The organism is Nitrospira sp. Vd2 (assembly GCF_979581665.1).
In genome coordinates, this window is sequence record NZ_CEFZSK010000038.1 from 1 (window position 1) to 15,244 (window position 15,244).

16 protein-coding genes are annotated in these 15,244 nt (G+C 62.0%); 9 read left to right on the forward strand and 7 right to left on the reverse strand.

Annotation, left to right across the window (positions count from 1 at the left end; translation table 11 throughout):
* Positions 1–129 precede the first annotated feature (129 nt).
* From AC1U7K_RS14585 to AC1U7K_RS14595, 3 genes are all read right to left on the reverse strand, one after another.
* Positions 130–1,530 (reverse strand): sigma-54-dependent transcriptional regulator, encoded by a 1,401-nt coding sequence (locus AC1U7K_RS14585; RefSeq protein WP_480252210.1) that lies wholly within the window; start codon positions 1,528–1,530, stop codon positions 130–132.
* 217 nt (positions 1,531–1,747) lie between these two features.
* Positions 1,748–2,731, reverse strand: a complete 984-nt coding sequence (gene queG / locus AC1U7K_RS14590) for a tRNA epoxyqueuosine(34) reductase QueG (protein ID WP_480252212.1) — start codon at positions 2,729–2,731, stop codon at positions 1,748–1,750.
* Entirely contained in the window at positions 2,728–3,138 is a 411-nt protein-coding gene (locus AC1U7K_RS14595) for a hypothetical protein (protein ID WP_480252214.1), read from the reverse strand. Before AC1U7K_RS14595 ends, queG begins: the two co-directional genes overlap by 4 nt.
* A gap of 161 nt (positions 3,139–3,299) precedes the next feature.
* On the opposite strand from AC1U7K_RS14595, the gene AC1U7K_RS14600 reads away from it, so the two are divergent.
* Positions 3,300–4,214, forward strand: coding sequence for an alpha/beta fold hydrolase (locus AC1U7K_RS14600; RefSeq protein ID WP_480252216.1), 915 nt, complete (start codon positions 3,300–3,302; stop codon positions 4,212–4,214).
* A 155-nt stretch (positions 4,215–4,369) separates the two neighbouring features.
* On the opposite strand, the gene AC1U7K_RS14605 is transcribed toward AC1U7K_RS14600, so the two are convergent.
* The 3 genes from AC1U7K_RS14605 to AC1U7K_RS14615 form a co-directional block, all read right to left on the reverse strand.
* Positions 4,370–5,083 (reverse strand): matrixin family metalloprotease, encoded by a 714-nt coding sequence (locus tag AC1U7K_RS14605; protein ID WP_480252218.1) that lies wholly within the window; start codon positions 5,081–5,083, stop codon positions 4,370–4,372.
* 128 nt (positions 5,084–5,211) lie between these two features.
* Complete coding sequence (locus tag AC1U7K_RS14610) at positions 5,212–5,769, reverse strand: choice-of-anchor K domain-containing protein (RefSeq protein ID WP_480252219.1); 558 nt, start codon at positions 5,767–5,769, stop codon at positions 5,212–5,214.
* A gap of 19 nt (positions 5,770–5,788) precedes the next feature.
* Complete coding sequence (locus AC1U7K_RS14615; protein WP_480252221.1) at positions 5,789–5,926, reverse strand: hypothetical protein; 138 nt, start codon at positions 5,924–5,926, stop codon at positions 5,789–5,791.
* A 181-nt stretch (positions 5,927–6,107) separates the two neighbouring features.
* On the opposite strand from AC1U7K_RS14615, the gene AC1U7K_RS14620 reads away from it, so the two are divergent.
* Positions 6,108–6,293, forward strand: coding sequence for a hypothetical protein (locus AC1U7K_RS14620; protein WP_480252222.1), 186 nt, complete (start codon positions 6,108–6,110; stop codon positions 6,291–6,293).
* A 57-nt stretch (positions 6,294–6,350) separates the two neighbouring features.
* On the opposite strand, the gene AC1U7K_RS14625 is transcribed toward AC1U7K_RS14620, so the two are convergent.
* The gene (locus tag AC1U7K_RS14625; RefSeq protein ID WP_480252223.1) at positions 6,351–6,716 is read right to left on the reverse strand and encodes a PAS domain-containing protein; all 366 of its coding nucleotides are present in this window, start codon (positions 6,714–6,716) and stop codon (positions 6,351–6,353) included.
* A 182-nt stretch (positions 6,717–6,898) separates the two neighbouring features.
* On the opposite strand from AC1U7K_RS14625, the gene AC1U7K_RS14630 reads away from it, so the two are divergent.
* The 7 genes from AC1U7K_RS14630 to AC1U7K_RS14660 all read left to right on the forward strand — a co-directional run bounded on the left by AC1U7K_RS14630 (position 6,899) and on the right by AC1U7K_RS14660 (position 15,186).
* The gene (locus tag AC1U7K_RS14630; protein WP_480252225.1) at positions 6,899–10,495 is read left to right on the forward strand and encodes a PAS domain S-box protein; all 3,597 of its coding nucleotides are present in this window, start codon (positions 6,899–6,901) and stop codon (positions 10,493–10,495) included.
* Between the two features lie 475 nt (positions 10,496–10,970).
* Positions 10,971–11,348: a YtxH domain-containing protein gene (locus AC1U7K_RS14635; protein WP_480252226.1), complete on the forward strand. Its 378-nt coding sequence runs from the start codon at positions 10,971–10,973 to the stop codon at positions 11,346–11,348.
* A 19-nt stretch (positions 11,349–11,367) separates the two neighbouring features.
* The gene (locus AC1U7K_RS14640) at positions 11,368–11,697 is read left to right on the forward strand and encodes a BON domain-containing protein (RefSeq protein ID WP_480252227.1); all 330 of its coding nucleotides are present in this window, start codon (positions 11,368–11,370) and stop codon (positions 11,695–11,697) included.
* A gap of 169 nt (positions 11,698–11,866) precedes the next feature.
* Positions 11,867–12,601, forward strand: coding sequence for a YgaP-like transmembrane domain (locus AC1U7K_RS14645; protein ID WP_480252229.1), 735 nt, complete (start codon positions 11,867–11,869; stop codon positions 12,599–12,601).
* Positions 12,570–13,586 (forward strand): NAD(P)/FAD-dependent oxidoreductase, encoded by a 1,017-nt coding sequence (locus tag AC1U7K_RS14650; protein ID WP_480252230.1) that lies wholly within the window; start codon positions 12,570–12,572, stop codon positions 13,584–13,586. The genes AC1U7K_RS14645 and AC1U7K_RS14650 overlap by 32 nt, the downstream gene beginning before the upstream one ends.
* A gap of 14 nt (positions 13,587–13,600) precedes the next feature.
* Positions 13,601–14,362 (forward strand): metallophosphoesterase family protein, encoded by a 762-nt coding sequence (locus AC1U7K_RS14655; protein WP_480252231.1) that lies wholly within the window; start codon positions 13,601–13,603, stop codon positions 14,360–14,362.
* Positions 14,359–15,186, forward strand: a complete 828-nt coding sequence (locus tag AC1U7K_RS14660) for a nucleotidyltransferase (protein WP_480252232.1) — start codon at positions 14,359–14,361, stop codon at positions 15,184–15,186. The genes AC1U7K_RS14655 and AC1U7K_RS14660 overlap by 4 nt, the downstream gene beginning before the upstream one ends.
* The last annotated feature ends 58 nt before the right edge of the window (positions 15,187–15,244 follow it).

A 15,244-nucleotide genomic window follows, 5' to 3' on the forward strand; every position in this document is an offset into this window, starting at 1 on the left:
GTACGTTGAGCCTCCGAGCGATGCGAGGTGCGCGAGGCGAGGAATAACTCGCCTCGCGTTTGCGCACGGGCGCGAGATGGTAAGCGTCCAGTGGAAGCCTGGCGGCCTTTTTCAACGTCCTGCTTGGTGCTACGATTCCTCGGGGGGGACCGTCAACCCATACTTCGACATGCGGTAGCGCAGCGTGTTACGGGTGATCTTGAGCAGCCGGCTCGCTTCGGAAATATTCCCCGACGCCTTGTCGAGCGCTTCCTTCAGCATGGCCTTTTCGACCTCTTCGACCGACAATCCGAGCGATAAGAGCGAGATGGGATCCGCGGTCGATTTGGGCGACGTCGATGCGGGACTCGTGCCCGCTCGCAAATAGGAGGGCAAGTGTTCGGGCTTGATCTCACCCTCGCGACAACTGATCGTGATCCATTCGACCACGTTGTAAAGCTCGCGCACGTTTCCGGGCCACTCGTGGCGCGCGAGAATCTCCAGCGCTTCAGGCGAGACGCCTCGAATCCGTAGCCCGCGTTCGCGGCACGCTTTGGTCAGGAATGCCTCGAGCAGGTCGGGGAGGTCCTCACGCCGCTCGCGAAGCGGCGGCAGGTGCAGCGGGCACACGTTGATGCGGTAATACAGGTCTTCGCGGAACTTGCCCTTCTTGATCAGCTCGCTCAAATCCTGATTGGTCGCGCCGATCACACGGATATCCACCTGGGTGCCGCGCGTCGCGCCGAGCGGTTCGACGGTGTGGTCCTCGAGCACCCGGAGGAGCTTCGCCTGCGCCGACGGGCTCATCTCGCCGATCTCGTCGAGAAACAACGTGCCCCCGTCAGCCAATTGGAATCGGCCGGGTTTCGATTTCTTGGCATCGGTGAACGCGCCTTTCTCGTACCCGAAGAGCTCCGATTCCAAGAGGGATTCGGGAATTCCGCCGCAATTGACCGCGATCAGCGGGCCGGCGGCCCGCGGGCTGGCATAGTGGATGGCCCGCGCGAGCAGTTCCTTGCCGGTCCCGCTTTCGCCGGTAATGAGGACGGTCACGTCCGCGTTCGCGACGTCCTTGGCGAGGCGTTTCAGTTCCTCCAGCACCCGAGAGCGTCCGACGATTCGATCAAAGCCGAAGCGCTCGTGGAGGCCGGCGCGCAGCGCTTGGTTATCTTGCGAGAGGCGTCGTGCCTCGAGGGCGCGCGCAATGACGATCTTGAGCTCATCATGGTCCACCGGCTTCGAAATATAGTCGTACGCGCCCTTCCGCATCGCCTCGACCGCCGATTTCACCGTCCCATACCCGGTGATGATGATCACGGGCACATCCGGCATTTGCCGCTTGGCCGCTTCCAAGACGTCCAGGCCGGACCGGTCGCCGACTTGCAAATCGGTAATAATGAGATCGAACGGCAGCCCTTCCTGGATGGCCTGAATGCCCGCCTCGCCGGAGTCGACCACATGCAGCCGATAGCCTTCGGCCTGGAGCACGAGTTCGAGCAGCCGCCGCATCCGCTCCTCATCTTCGATGATCAACAGGGTGGCGAGGCGCATAACGAGCCAATCTCAAGTGGCGAGTGATGAGCGCTGAGTGCTGAATTCAAGCTCCTGCTCCTCCCCTTAGTTCAGGGAGGCGGGGTGGGAGCCACCGCCTGCGGCCTCCCGTTCCTCCCTATTTTGAATGAGGGGACACATCACGCACCAGGACGTCCTGAATTCCCGGTAGAGTGAACTATAGTACCCGGTCGAAACCTCTGCAAGCGACGATGCACTACGGTCTCGAAGCGTCGATGAAGGCGGGCGCCTGCTCGCGGGCGTTTGCGGAGGCGATGGCGACGTTGGCGAGTAACCCCGTGTATTTGGCGCGGCGGACGGGACTGTCGGCAAAGACGGCCGTGAAGGCCGGCTCCGTCAGCGACGACAAGGAGCAGAGATCGGGCGCAAGCGTCCGGGCGGTTCCATGAAAGGCCGGCTCGGGTGTCGGTGTCGCATTGGCATTGTAGGGGCAGACGTCGAGGCAGTCGTCGCAGCCAAAAATGTGGTTCCCCATTCGCGAGCGCAGCTCCTCGGGCGCAGTGGCACCGGTGCGGGGCAATTCAATGGTGAGATAGGAAATGCAGCGGCGGGCGTCAACGACATAGGGCTCGACGATCGCCCCGGTGGGACACGCACGGATGCAGAGCGTGCATGACCCGCAGAGATCGGTTCCCGCCTCATCAGGCTCCAAGTCGAGCGTCGTGAGAATTTCCCCGAGCAGCAGCCAGGACCCAAATTGCGGTGAGACGAGATTGGAGTGTTTTCCGATCCACCCCAGGCCGGCTCGCTGCGCCCAGCGTTTTTCCATCACCGGCCCTGTATCGACGTACCACCGCATCGCCGCACCGGGTGCCAATGCCTGAATGCGCATGCCGAGCGCCTGTAGTCGCGTGCCGAGCACAGTGTGATAGTCCTGTCCCCAGGCGTAGCGTGCGATGCGCCCGTTGCTCGGCCGTTCATCGGCGTGCTGGCCGGTGTAGTAGTTCATGGCGACGACGATGATGGACCGGCAGCCTGGCAGGAGACGGCGAGGATCGGCACGCCGCTCGGGATCCCGGGCGAGCCAGGCCATGCTCCCGTAATACCCGCGGCGCAGCCATTCGGCTAATCGCGCGAACCCTGTCTGCACGCTCTGATCGGTCGATGAAAGGCGGGCAATGCCGACGGCATCGAAGCCCAGCGTGCGGGCTTCCTGCTTGATCGTCTCGGTCAGCGTCATGGCTTGGCCGGCGGAGCGGGAGCAGTGGGCGGTGGCAGGGTCCCGGAACAATCGAAGCGGACGGCGAAATGGGCCGAGCAGTGAACCGTGTTGCACTTCGTGCAGGTGCCCGTGATCCGGGTCTTCCAATCGGTTTCTTTCTCATTGAAGCGGCACGTCGTCGCGCCCCCTTTCGAGATCGTCGTCCATGGCTTCTTCGTGCCCGGAAAGTTCGCGACGATGCAGCCGGGCGGGACGGGTACCCGGCAACTCTGCCGTGGTTCGCCTTTTTCCATTCCGAAGCTACAGGACGATTCGGTGGTTGCGGATGAATCACCCAAGGGCTGGGCGGACGCAAGCCCGAAGAGGCCCGCCAGGATGAGGAGCGATAGAGGGACCCGTACGAGCAGCACACGCCGGCACAACATGCGCGCATGCTACCACAACGTCCGGCGTCAACGCGACGCCGGCGCGTGGCGCACGTTCACCCAATCGCCATGGCTTCCTAGCAACCGTGCCATGAACGCGCTATGATCCTTCGCACGAACGTCAATGCAATGACGAGAACGCAGGGAGGAATTGAGGAATTATGGAGCGGTTGTCACTGACGATCATGATCGCCGTCTTCTGTACCAGTCTCGGATGTGCCGACCGGAACGTGACCGAGACGACTGGCGCCCCGGCTGTTCTCACGCGGACGGCGACGCCTTCGACGGCCGGCATGTATGAGGCCACTCGACGCACGATCGACGTCAACGGCGTTCAGTTGAGCATTCTTGAAGGCGGGACCGGCGATCCGATCATCTTCGTCCACGGGGTCGTGACGACCAGCAACATCTTCCGGCCGTACCTCAGCGCCTATTCGCCGGCGTTTCGAGGCATTGCGGTCGACTTGCGAGGCTACGGCGATTCGGACAAGCCGCCCACCGGGTTCACCATCGATCAATTTGCCAACGATCTGATCGCGCTCGCTGATCGGCTTGGCATCGATAAACCCGTCTGGGTCGGGGTCTCGATGGGCGGGATGATTCTGCAACGCCTCGCCTTGAACCACCCCGACCGCGTGCGGGCGCTCGTGCTGGTCTCGACGGTGGATGGTCCGATGATTTTGGACAAGGATGTGGACACCATCGGCGCGCCGCGTGAGTATCGCGCGGTGTCGACGACCATCATTCAGGAGAGCTTCCCCCCGGGCACCGCGCGGGCTGTCTATCAGCCGCTCCTCGACAAGATCCCCACGTGGAACGCCACGGTACTGCGTGAAGCGCTCGGCTCCATGGCGCGCTTTCATGTTCATGGACGGCTGTCGGCGATCCATGTCCCCACGTTGATCATGGTCGGGGAGAAGGACGATGTGGCGACGGTTGAGATCGCCAAGGGAATTCAGGACCAGATCGAGGGCGCGCGGCTCGCCATCTTCAACACAGGCCATTTCATGATGGCGGAAGACCCCGACGGGTTCAGGCGGGAATTGGGCCGGTTCCTGGATGGATTGAGGCGATGACGCGCCGTCTACTGATCGGCGGCCCGCAACGGTAACCGCGCACAGGTTGTCTGCGCTCCCGTGCCTGCTTGCCGGTCGATATACTCACTGCGCCGAGTGCCGCGACGCTTGTCTCTTGGAGGTTTGCCTCGGGATCACCGTGCTCGGCGGTATCCTCACTTGGCTCTGAATGTGCTTCTCCACCATCCCACGGCGACGAGCCCGCTGGCGAACAACACGGCGGTCGCAGGCTCCGGCACGGCAGTGAGCGAGCCGACGCCTCCTGTTTCGCCGGCGATCGTCGTGCTGCCATAGACCGATTGCACTGCCGCCACATCGTTCGCCGACGGAGTCGTTTTTGCGCCCGTGTAGTAGGGATACATGATATCGTTGGGATCGCCGGTATGTCCGAGGCCCAGCCCGTGGCCCACCTCGTGTGCGGCCACCGTAAACAGATTCAGCGTCCCGGGCATATTCGTCCCCATAGACAAGTCCCAGCGTTCACTCGAGTCCAACAGCACGAACCCTGAGCTGATGTGCCAAGCACTGCCGGCATTGGTGTAGGTGTACCCGCCTTGCCCCACCACGTTCCACGGGCCGTCGATGGGACTCGCCCCGATGTTGAGGATCGAGGACGTCGGCGCCCAGAGGTTCTGAACGAAATGCACATTGGTAATACCGCTCCAGAAGTTGAGTGCGGCGACGGCCACGTTGGCTTCCGCCGGGGTGATCTGGTTCGGCATGCCGGCAATCGTCGGTCGAAAATCGTACATGATGTCGGTGGCTGGTGTGTCGGGAAGCGCATCCGACCAGGAGAGAGCCAATGCGCCCGCTGGCACGCTCAGCACGATGAAGAGGACGACGACCGTCGCGACGCGAGAGTTCAGCATGATGACTCCTTCACTGTTCCTGAGTAAGGGAAACGGGGTCGCGGGAAGATAGTATGGGCTGCGGGGAACGTCTATCGGAGCTCTGCCGACGGATGAAGGCCTAAGGACAAGGACGGGCTCACCGGTCGTCAATGTGACCGGTGGAGTCGCGCAATGCCGATTCCGATCAGTCCGCTCGCGAACAAGATCACACTTGCCGGCTCTGGAACCGTTGACGGATTCAACGACGGGACGATAGATGGATTGGTGAACGCGACGGAAGGATTGCCGACTTGCCCGAATCCGGAGAAGCCGAGATTAAAGGACTGTCCGAATCCGAGTACGTCGAGCGAGTGAAACGCGCCGATCAGTTCGATGGTACTGGTTTGACCCTCGAAGACCCGAAAACTCCCGAATTGCGGAAAGTTGGTGAAGTAGACGTAATCGGCGTCGGCAACCGGGTCGCCGACGTTGATCGTCTGCACGATCGTAAGGTTGAGCTGCGCAGTCTGCGTGAACGTCGGATCACCGTTGAGCGCCGTGCTCTGTAGACGAAGGTCCACGCGATCGATATTGTTTGTGGTGGAACTGTTTTGGAACTGTAGCAAGCCCAACACAAAAGGTTGGCCCAGCGCGGCCGAGAAGCCACGCCCGGTAAACGACAGATTGTTCGGGGGGAGATTCGGCTCGGGGTCACCCCAAAACATGCTGCTGGTCCCTGCACCGCTACACGTCGCCGGCATAAGGAGTTGGATTCAAAAACTGGCCCGTCACCATGCCGGTTCCTACCGGCTCGGCCGAAACGTGCTGAGCCGAAATGACGACGACGGAAACCAAGGCGGCGAGCAGCCGACGCATCTTCATACAGCCTCCGGCATTGGCAATTGCGACTGACATAGCGCGAATTCAGCGAGTGAGGATGTCGGCCGCTCGCGGGTTCTTCGTACCGGCGAACGAGTATTGACGGTACGGCGGCCACTGTACGCATTTGGCCTCTGCCGGACTTTGAAGGCTGGGGTAAGATGAAGACACGAACGAGGGGAACATGACGAATCCGAATCCGTCACCGACGATCAATTATCCCAAGAAATGCGGTCATCCCGGTTGCAACTGCCTGACGTCGGGCGCCAGTTCCTATTGCAGTGAGCAATGCGGGCGATCCCATAAATGGACGCCCGACGGTCCCTGCACCTGCGGCCATCCCGAGTGCAGCGCCGTGAAGACAGGATGAGGATGAGTTGAGGCGAGAGAAAAGATCGAGGCAGGGGTCTTCGGAACGGAAAGCCGTCTATCCCTCCGCCTTCTCCAAGTCGGCTTTCTGAGGGCGCCCTTGAACGTACAGCACCTGCTGATCGCCGTGCTGCGCCACATGGCAGGCGATCCGCAGCATCACCAGGGAGCGATCCTTCTTCATGAGACCGGCGGTACCGGCGGAAAAGGGGGTGCCATGCTTGCGGTCTTGAGCGGGCGCGCAGCGACTGATGATGGCCTGAAGCGCCGGCCCATCGAGCAGGTCACCGAGGCGTTTCCCACGGACCTCCTCTGTTGTATACCCCAAGGTCCGATAGGCGGCCCTATTGGCATCAATCACTGCTAAGCTGGGAAGGTCCACGATGAAAATCGGATCAGTGGACTCCTCAAAGGCAGAAGGCATTTGCTCCAGTAGATAGCAAAAATTTACGGGGAATTCTGTTCGGTTCTAACGCTTCCTTGAAAAAACCAGCCCTGATGTCGGTATTCAGCTGACAGATTTTCACGCCGCCATCCGGTAGCCTTCGTGCTCCGTTGCCTTCCTCGTACTGACACATTCATCCTGACACGTGCAGTAGCTACACAATGTCCGACGCCGACGCCACGGGTCCCACCTTTCACTCGATGCCGCCGCATCTTCTCCTCGTCGATGATGACCCGACCCTTTTAGCCGCCCTCACCACGACGATTGCCCTGCGTATCCCGGGAAGCGATGTCCACACAGCGTCGTCGGCTCAGTCGGCCCTGTCCATGATCGAGGCCATCGATTTCGACGCGATCGTCAGCGACATCAAGATGCCGAGGATGGACGGCTTCGAATTGATGGCCGCGGTACTGAAAATTCGTCCCACGACGCCTACCTTACTCATCACCGGCCACGGCGACCATGAGTTGGCTGTCAACGCCCTCAACGCCGGCGCGTATGCGTTCATTCCCAAGCCGATTGATCGCGACTTCTTCATCGCCTGGCTCAAGCGGGCCATTCAGTTGCGGCAGCTCAGCCGAACCGTCGAGCGGCAGAACGAGCACCTCGAGCGGACGGTCCAAGCCCGCACCGAAGAACTGGAAGTGCGCAATCAGGAACTCAAGGCCGTCATCGCCGCGCAAGCCGAAAGCGCCAAGGCCTTGCGAAAGAGCGAGGACATGATGGCCCGTGCCCAACGGGCTGCTCACGCCGGCACATGGGAAATCGATCTCTTGACCGGGCGGATCACGTGGTCGGACCCATACCGGGCGCTGTTCTCCATCGACCGTGAGACGGAGCCATCGGTCGATGTCTGGCTCGCTCGCATTCATCCTGATGACCGACCAAGGATCGCCGCCGAGTATCAAGATGCGATCGAGCACGAGCGCGATCACAACATGCAGTTCCGTGTCCTCCTGCCCGAGGGGACGATTCGATGGATGCATCGCCAAGGACAGGTCGAACGCGATGCGGACGGCCGGGCGGTGCGTGTCAGCGGCATTACGCTGGACATTACCGCCCGCAAGCACGCCGAGGAGGCGTTGCGGTGGAATGAGGCACAGATGCGCCTCATTACCGACGCGTTGCCAGTTCTTATTTCATACATTGACGGCGAGCAGCGCTATCGCTTCGTCAACCGCGCCTATGAAGAATGGTTCGGCCAATCACGAGCGGCGATTACCGGCTGCATGATGCGTGACATACTTGGCGAGGCCGCCTATGAAACTCTGCGGCCCCACGTAGAAGAGGTGTTGAAGGGCGTGCCGCAACGATTCGCGGGATGGCTTCCATACAAGCATGTCGGCGAACGCTATGTGGACGTAAGCTATGTTCCGGACACCGAGGCCGGCGGACGGGTCTGCGGCTTCTTTGTCATTGTCGTCGATATTTCAGAGTACAACAGGAGCGAGACGGCGCTGCGCGAGAGCGAGGAGCGTTTCCGGCAGACTGTGGAGGCAAATCCGAACGGGATCTTGTTGGTCGATGAGCACGGGCACATCGCGCTGGCGAATGCAGCCATCGAATCGATGTTCGGATACGATCGCAATGAACTCGTCCATCAACCCGTCGACATACTCGTGTCGGAACGCTCTCGCGGCGCCCATCCCGGCCACCGAGCATTATTTGCGAAGGCTCCGAGTGCCAGGCCCATGGGGGCGGGTCGCGACCTGAAGGCCACGAGAAAGGACGGAACAGAATTTCCGGTCGAGATCGGACTGACGCCGATCAAGATGGCGAACGCCTCCATGGTGCTGTGCTCGGTTGTCGACATTACCGCGCGTAAGCGGGCGGAAGAAAAGGCGCGTGCCAACGAGCGGCTGTTGAGTCTCATCTTTAATCAGCAGTTCACGTTTAGTGCGCTGCTCTCACCTGAGGGTCGGGTGCTGAAACTCAGCGAATCGGTCTATCGGAACAATCGCAGTACGGACATTCGGCCGGAAGCGCTCATCGGGCAGATGTTCCTCGATGCACCGTGGTGGCAAGACTTACCCGAAACCGTGGCGGAGTGGCGTCGGCAAATCCAGGAGGCATTGGAGCGCCCCGGTCCGGCGCGCGGCGAAGCGCCCTACCGGCTCGCCGGTGAATGGCGATACGCGATCAATTCGGTCACCGCGCTGCGCGATGAGCAAGGCCACGTCGAATACCTGCTGGCCGAGGGCGTGGACATCACGCCGCAAAAGCTCGCCGAGGAACGACTGCGCGCCCGTGAAGCGGAATTGCGGCTTATCACCGACAACGCCCCCCTCTACATCGCCCACTGTGACACCGACGGTCGTTACAAGTTCGTCAACAAGCCCTATGCGGAGCGATTCGGTCTGCGCCCGGAGGACTGCATCGGGAAGCGCATCTCTAACATCGTCGGCGAGGCGGCCTACGAGAGCTTCCGCCACTACATCGATGAAGCGCTGGCCGGACGTCGCGTGGAGTTTGAAGTCGAAGTGCCGTATAAAGCGGCGGGCCCGCGGTTCGTGCAGTGCTCGTACGTGCCCGACATCGCTCCGGACGGGACCGTTCGTGGTCTCGTCGCGGTCATCCTCGATGTGACGTCTCGTCGGTACGCCGAGGTGGCGCTGCAAGAGAGCGAGGCGCGGTTCAAGGCGCTCGCCGACAACATGAGCCAACTCGCCTGGATGGCGGACGGAACCGGCTGGATCTTCTGGTACAACCAGCGCTGGTACGACTACACGGGCACGACGTTCGAGGGGATGCAGGGCTGGGGGTGGCAACAGATTCATCATCCCGAGCACGTGGATCGAGTCGTTGCGGGGTGGAAGCGGGCCCATGCGACCGGCGAGCCCTGGGAAGATACGTTTCCGTTGCGGGGAACCGACGGGCGGTTTCGCTGGTTTCTCTCTCGCGCCATGCCTATTCGGGACGCCGAGGGACGGGTCACCCGGTGGTTCGGCACGAATACGGACGTGACCGACTTGCGGGAAGCCCAAGAGGAGATTCGGCATTTGCTGGATGAAGCGCGGCGGCGGGAGCAGGAGCTGCGGGTCAAGCACGATCAACTGATCCAGGCCGCGAAGCTCGCGAGCATCGGCGAGTTGGCGAGCGGCGTGGCGCACGAGCTGAACAACCCGCTCAACAACATCGGCCTCTTCGTCGGCAACGTGATGGACGATTTGCGTCACGGCTCGACGGAGCGCGATCGTATGCTGCAGCATCTCGACCTGGCGCGCCAGCAGGTGAACAAGGCGGCGTCGATCATCACTCATCTGCGGACTTTCGCGCGGCGGCCGAAGGCCTTCCATGAACCTGTCTCCGTCAACGACATTCTCCGCGCCGCCGTCTCCCTCATGGATGTGCAATTGCAAGTGCAAAACGTCTCGCTCCGTCTCGATCTCGATCCGAACGACCCGATGGTCAGCGGAAATCCGATTCAACTCGAGCAGGTGTTCCTCAATTTGCTAGGCAATGCCCGTGACGCCCTTGAGGGCTCGATCGATAAGCGCATCACGATGACCTCACGTTGCCGGCGGACACATGTGGATGTCACGATCACCGATTCAGGCCCCGGCATTCCAGCGGATGTCCAAGCGCACATCTTCGAAGCCTTCTTCACGACGAAGGACGTGGGGAAGGGGACCGGCTTGGGACTCTCCATCAGTCATGGCATCATCACGGAACACCAAGGCGCCATCCTCGTCGAGAGCGAAGTGGGTCAGGGCGCCACCTTCACCGTCCGCTTGCCGCTCAGTACTGGCTACCAGTAGCAACCGTCGCCGCGCTCGGGTGTCATTGCCCTCGGAACGTCTTGTCCTGATTCGGACAAGTCTTTCCCGTATTGCCCGTCTTCTCCCGACGCGCCGATTGCCCGCGCGGCTGACTCGCCGCGCGTGTCCGTTGCCTGGTGCTTCCAAACTCCCCGAAAATGAGTCTGTTCCTTTCGCGCTGCCGTGCCGCATGCCGGTGATCGAGTCCTGCTCGGTGTTGCTCGCCTCCGGCCTGCCGCTTGCAGTCTCTCAAGAGTGCTCGCGACGGGAACTCGCTTCTGGTTCGTCGCGGCTTCGCAAGAAACGAGGTGTTACATGGGCAAAGCATTCGTGCTGTGGTTACTGGGAGTGCCGGTCAGCCTGATCGTGATCCTCTGGCTCGTCGGCATCCTACGATAACAGGGCGTGACGGTTTCATCGCGATCCGTGAGAGTTCCTCTATTCTGTGAGAGTCCCTATATAAGGAGGTTGCACGATGTACAACGAGTACGAGGATCAAACATCGGGGTGGTCGGCGTTTCTGGCGGGCGCGCTTATCGGTGCCGGAGTGGCCCTCCTGCTCGCACCGCAGACTGGTGCGGAGCTTCGCGGCATGCTGCGTAGCTACGCGAATCGTGCCAAGGATGAGGTCATGGAGCGTGGCCGCGAGGCGTGGGACACGGCCGTCGAACGCGGCAGAGAATATATGGATACCGCGGTGGAGCGGGGGAAGGAGTACGTCGATCGCGGCAAAGAGTACGTGGAATCCGGCCGTGAAACGCTTCGTGAGGCCGGCCGGCGTGTGAATGAGGGCATCGAGCGAGGAAAGGAAACGGCTAAGGATATGGGCCGCGAGGCCATGAATCGCGGGTAATGATCACCGGGAGGCAAACATGGTGAAGAATGTCGCGGCGTTGATCGCGTCGTTCGGCCTGTTGGCGAGTGTCGCGTGCCAGTCCACGACCGGGAAGACGGCAGGCGAGACGATGAGCGACAGCGCCATCACGGCGGCAGTCCAAGGCAAGTTGACGAGTGATCGCGTGTCGAACTTCACGCGCGTGGACGTCGACACCGAGCGCGGGATCGTCAACTTGACCGGCGTCGTCCAGAGTGCGGATCAGAAGGCCCGGGCGGCGGAACTCGCGCGCCAGGTCAACGGCGTGAAGCGAGTCAACAACAATTTGCAAATCCAGCAAGCGAAGACCGGGAAGGTCAACGACTGACCCGGTCTTGAGGCGGCAGAGGGACCGCGGTCCCTCTGCCACAGAGGAAGCAGGTCGCGTCGATGCCCGGGGCGTTGCGTCGCCGGGCATCGTGCTTCTCGGAGGCTTGAGCCGCGCGCGGAAGGCACGCGTCATGATTCGGTGCACGGTTTGGTGAAGGAGGAGCTGCATGAATCTTCAACAGAAGCAGGACCTCGGTCGCTCCGGCTCCGTATCCCGTGAGCCGAACGTCGGTGAGGGGGAACAGCTTGCCTCCGTCGTGGCGGGCGCCGGGCTCACGCTGTATGGCGTGATGCAACGACGGATGTCCGGCGTGGGATTGGCGCTTCTGGGCACGGCTCTCATCTACCGCGGTGTGACCGGGTACTGCCCGTTGTACGGCCTGCTCGGTGTGACAACGGCGGAGCCGGAAGGGCCTGCTCGTCGTGAGCGGGGTGACCGCCCCCGTCGAATTGCTGCGCACTTGCTTGTTCATCGTCCGGCTGACGAACTCTACGGCTTTTGGCGTGACTTGGAACATCTGCCGAAATTCATGCATCACCTCGAATCGGTCAGCATGGGAAGCGGCGGGCGATCGCACTGGGCGGTCAAAACACCGCGCGGCATGCTGGTCACCTGGGAGAGCGAAGTCACGGCGCACGATGCGCGTCGGGTGATCGAGTGGCACACCGCGGGAACTGAGCGCCCGGACTATGCCGGCCGCGTGCAATTCGTCGCTGTCGGCGACGACCGTACGGAGGTACGGCTCATGCTCGAAATCAATCCTCGCGGCGGTCTGGTGGCGGCGACGCTCGCGGCGCTCCTCGGACAGGACCCGGCCCGCACCCTGATGGCCGATCTCGAACGCTTCAAGCAGCTGATGGAAACAGGTCATGACGTCGCCGCCTCCGCCGCCTCTGCCTGACTCTCGCCATCTGTACGACGTCATCATCGTCGGCGCCGGCCTTGCCGGCCTCTCCGCCGCCATCTATCTCGGACGCAGTCACCGCGACACGCTCGTCATCGAATCCGGGCACTCCATGGCCGTCTGGGAGTTGGACGTCCAGAACTACCTGGGCTTCTCCGACGGCGTGGCCGGGCGAACGCTGCTGGAGCGAGGACGCGAGCAAGCGGTGCGGTTCGGCGCGCGCGTTCTGACGGAGACCGTCACGGACATTGCCCGCGATCATGCCGGCTTTCACGTCAGGACCGGCCGGACTAGCTATCGAGCCAAGCGGGTCCTGTTGGCGACGGGTCTGACCCACCTGCCGCCGGAGATTCCCGGCGTGCGGGAATGCTTGGGCAAGAGTCTTTTCTTCTGCAAGGACTGTGATGCATTTCGCGTCGCCGGCAAGCGGATCGCGATCATTGGGCGCAATAACGAGGCGGCGGATTACGCGCTCGCGATGCTGGCCTACTCACCGAGCGTCGTCATCGCCACGAACGGGAAGCCGCCCCGGTGGGACTCGGCGCACGAGCAGTGGCTTCTGGAGTACCGGATTCCGGTTCAACCGTCGGCCGTTCGGGACATTGTGCATGACTGCGGACAGCTCTGCGCGATGACGTTGGAGGATGGTCGATCCCTGGCGATCGACTGTGCCTTTACCACGCGAGGCGATGTGTACCACACCGATCTGGCCGAAGCCTTGCAAGCGGATTTGGACGAGGCGGGCGAAGTGAAAGTGGATCAGGACATGCGGACCACGGTGCCGGGCTTATACGCGGCCGGCTGCGTCACGCCGGCCAATTGCCAGATGATTATCGCGGCGGGGCAAGGCGCGACGGCCGCCCAGGCGATCAATCGCGATCTGTTCGAAGAGAGTTTGCGGACGCATCGGTTACCGATTTTTCGGGCCATGCCGGAGACCGGCCGGCGTGTCCCTGCGCAGTCCGTCGCCGGCGACTCGTGAAGGAAGGAGGAGGAATGGCCGACGGTTCCGAGCATCGACGCATCGCCGCGGTCGCCGATCTCCATTGCCCGCGGGCCTCGCGAGAATCCATTCGGGCGTGCCTCGCGGCGGCTGCAGCGGAAGCCGATGTGATCCTGCTCGGCGGGGACTTAACGGACTACGGCAAGCCCGATGAGGCGAAAATTTTCGTGGACGCGCTGCCGACGCCGGCCCGGGTTCCCATCGTCGCCGTCCTCGGCAATCATGACTACGAGTGCGGCGCGCAGGATGAAGTGGAGCGAATTTTGAAGGAGGCCGGCATCACGGTGTTGAACGGGACCGCGGTCGAGGTCGCCGGGATCGGCATTGCCGGGGTGAAAGGGTTTGCGGGAGGCTTCGGCGATCGTGCCCTGCACCCGTGGGGAGAGCCGACGCTCAAGCGGTTCGTGCAAGAAACGGTGGACGAGGCGCTGCGATTGGAATCGGCCCTGGCGAAGCTGCAGGCGGTCCAACGGATCGTGCTGCTTCACTATTCCCCGATCCTCGATACCGTCGTCGGCGAGCCGGCCGAGATCCTCCCCTTTCTCGGTTCCAGCCGGCTGGAAGAGCCGATCAACCGATACGGCGTGACGGCCGTGTTCCACGGTCACGCTCACCACGGGGAACTGGAAGGGCGGACGCGGGACGGCATTCCGGTGTACAACGTCGCGATGCCGCTGTTGCTGCGGCGCGCCCCGGAGCGACCGCCGATCCGCTTCCTCGATGTGCCGATTGCCAAGGAGTCCGTGCTGCGATGAGCCAGCAGGCGGTCTCGGTCGAGAGTCATGCGAGCGGAGCGGCGCAGGAGTTCTATCGTGAGTCGCTCCGCGTCTTGAAGGACACACAGATCCCGTTCCTCGTCGGCGGCGCGTTCGCCCTGGAGGTCTACACGGGCGTCTCGCGACACACGAAAGACCTCGATGTCTTCGTCCGTCCCAACGACGTCGAACGGCTGCTCCTTGTCCTGACGCAAGCCGGCTATCGGACCGAACTGCGGTTCCCCCACTGGCTGGCCAAAGCTTACAAGGACGAGCATTTCGTCGATCTGATCTTCGGCTCGGGTAACGGCATTTGCACGGTCGATGACGGCTGGTTCAACCATGGATATCCCGCCGAGGTGGTCGGCGTCCCGGTCGTCTTGACGCCACCCGAGGAAATGATCTGGTCCAAGGCCTTCATCATGGAACGGGAGCGCTACGACGGAGCCGACATCGCGCACCTGTTCCGCGCGCAGTCCAAATCGCTGGATTGGTCGCGGCTGCTCTATCGCTTCAACGGGCATTGGCGAGTCCTGTTCAGCCACCTCATCCTCTTCGGGTTCATCTACCCGTCGCAGCGCCTTCAGATCCCGAGTTGGATCATGGAGGAGCTGATCCGCCGGCTTCGTCTCGAAATGCATTCGGCGCCGTCTGACGACAAATTGTGCCAAGGCACGCTGCTGTCGTGGTCGCAGTATCTGATTCACACGGAGGACGGTGAATATGAAGATGCGAGACACAGGCCCCGAGGGACATTGAGCTCGCAGGAGACGACGTACATTACGAACAGGATGACCGAGGATCAGGAGAAGAAGGCAAGCTGACCGAAGGCGCCTTGTCGTACGCCTCCTCGTCAGCCTGAACCTTCACCCTGTAGGACGA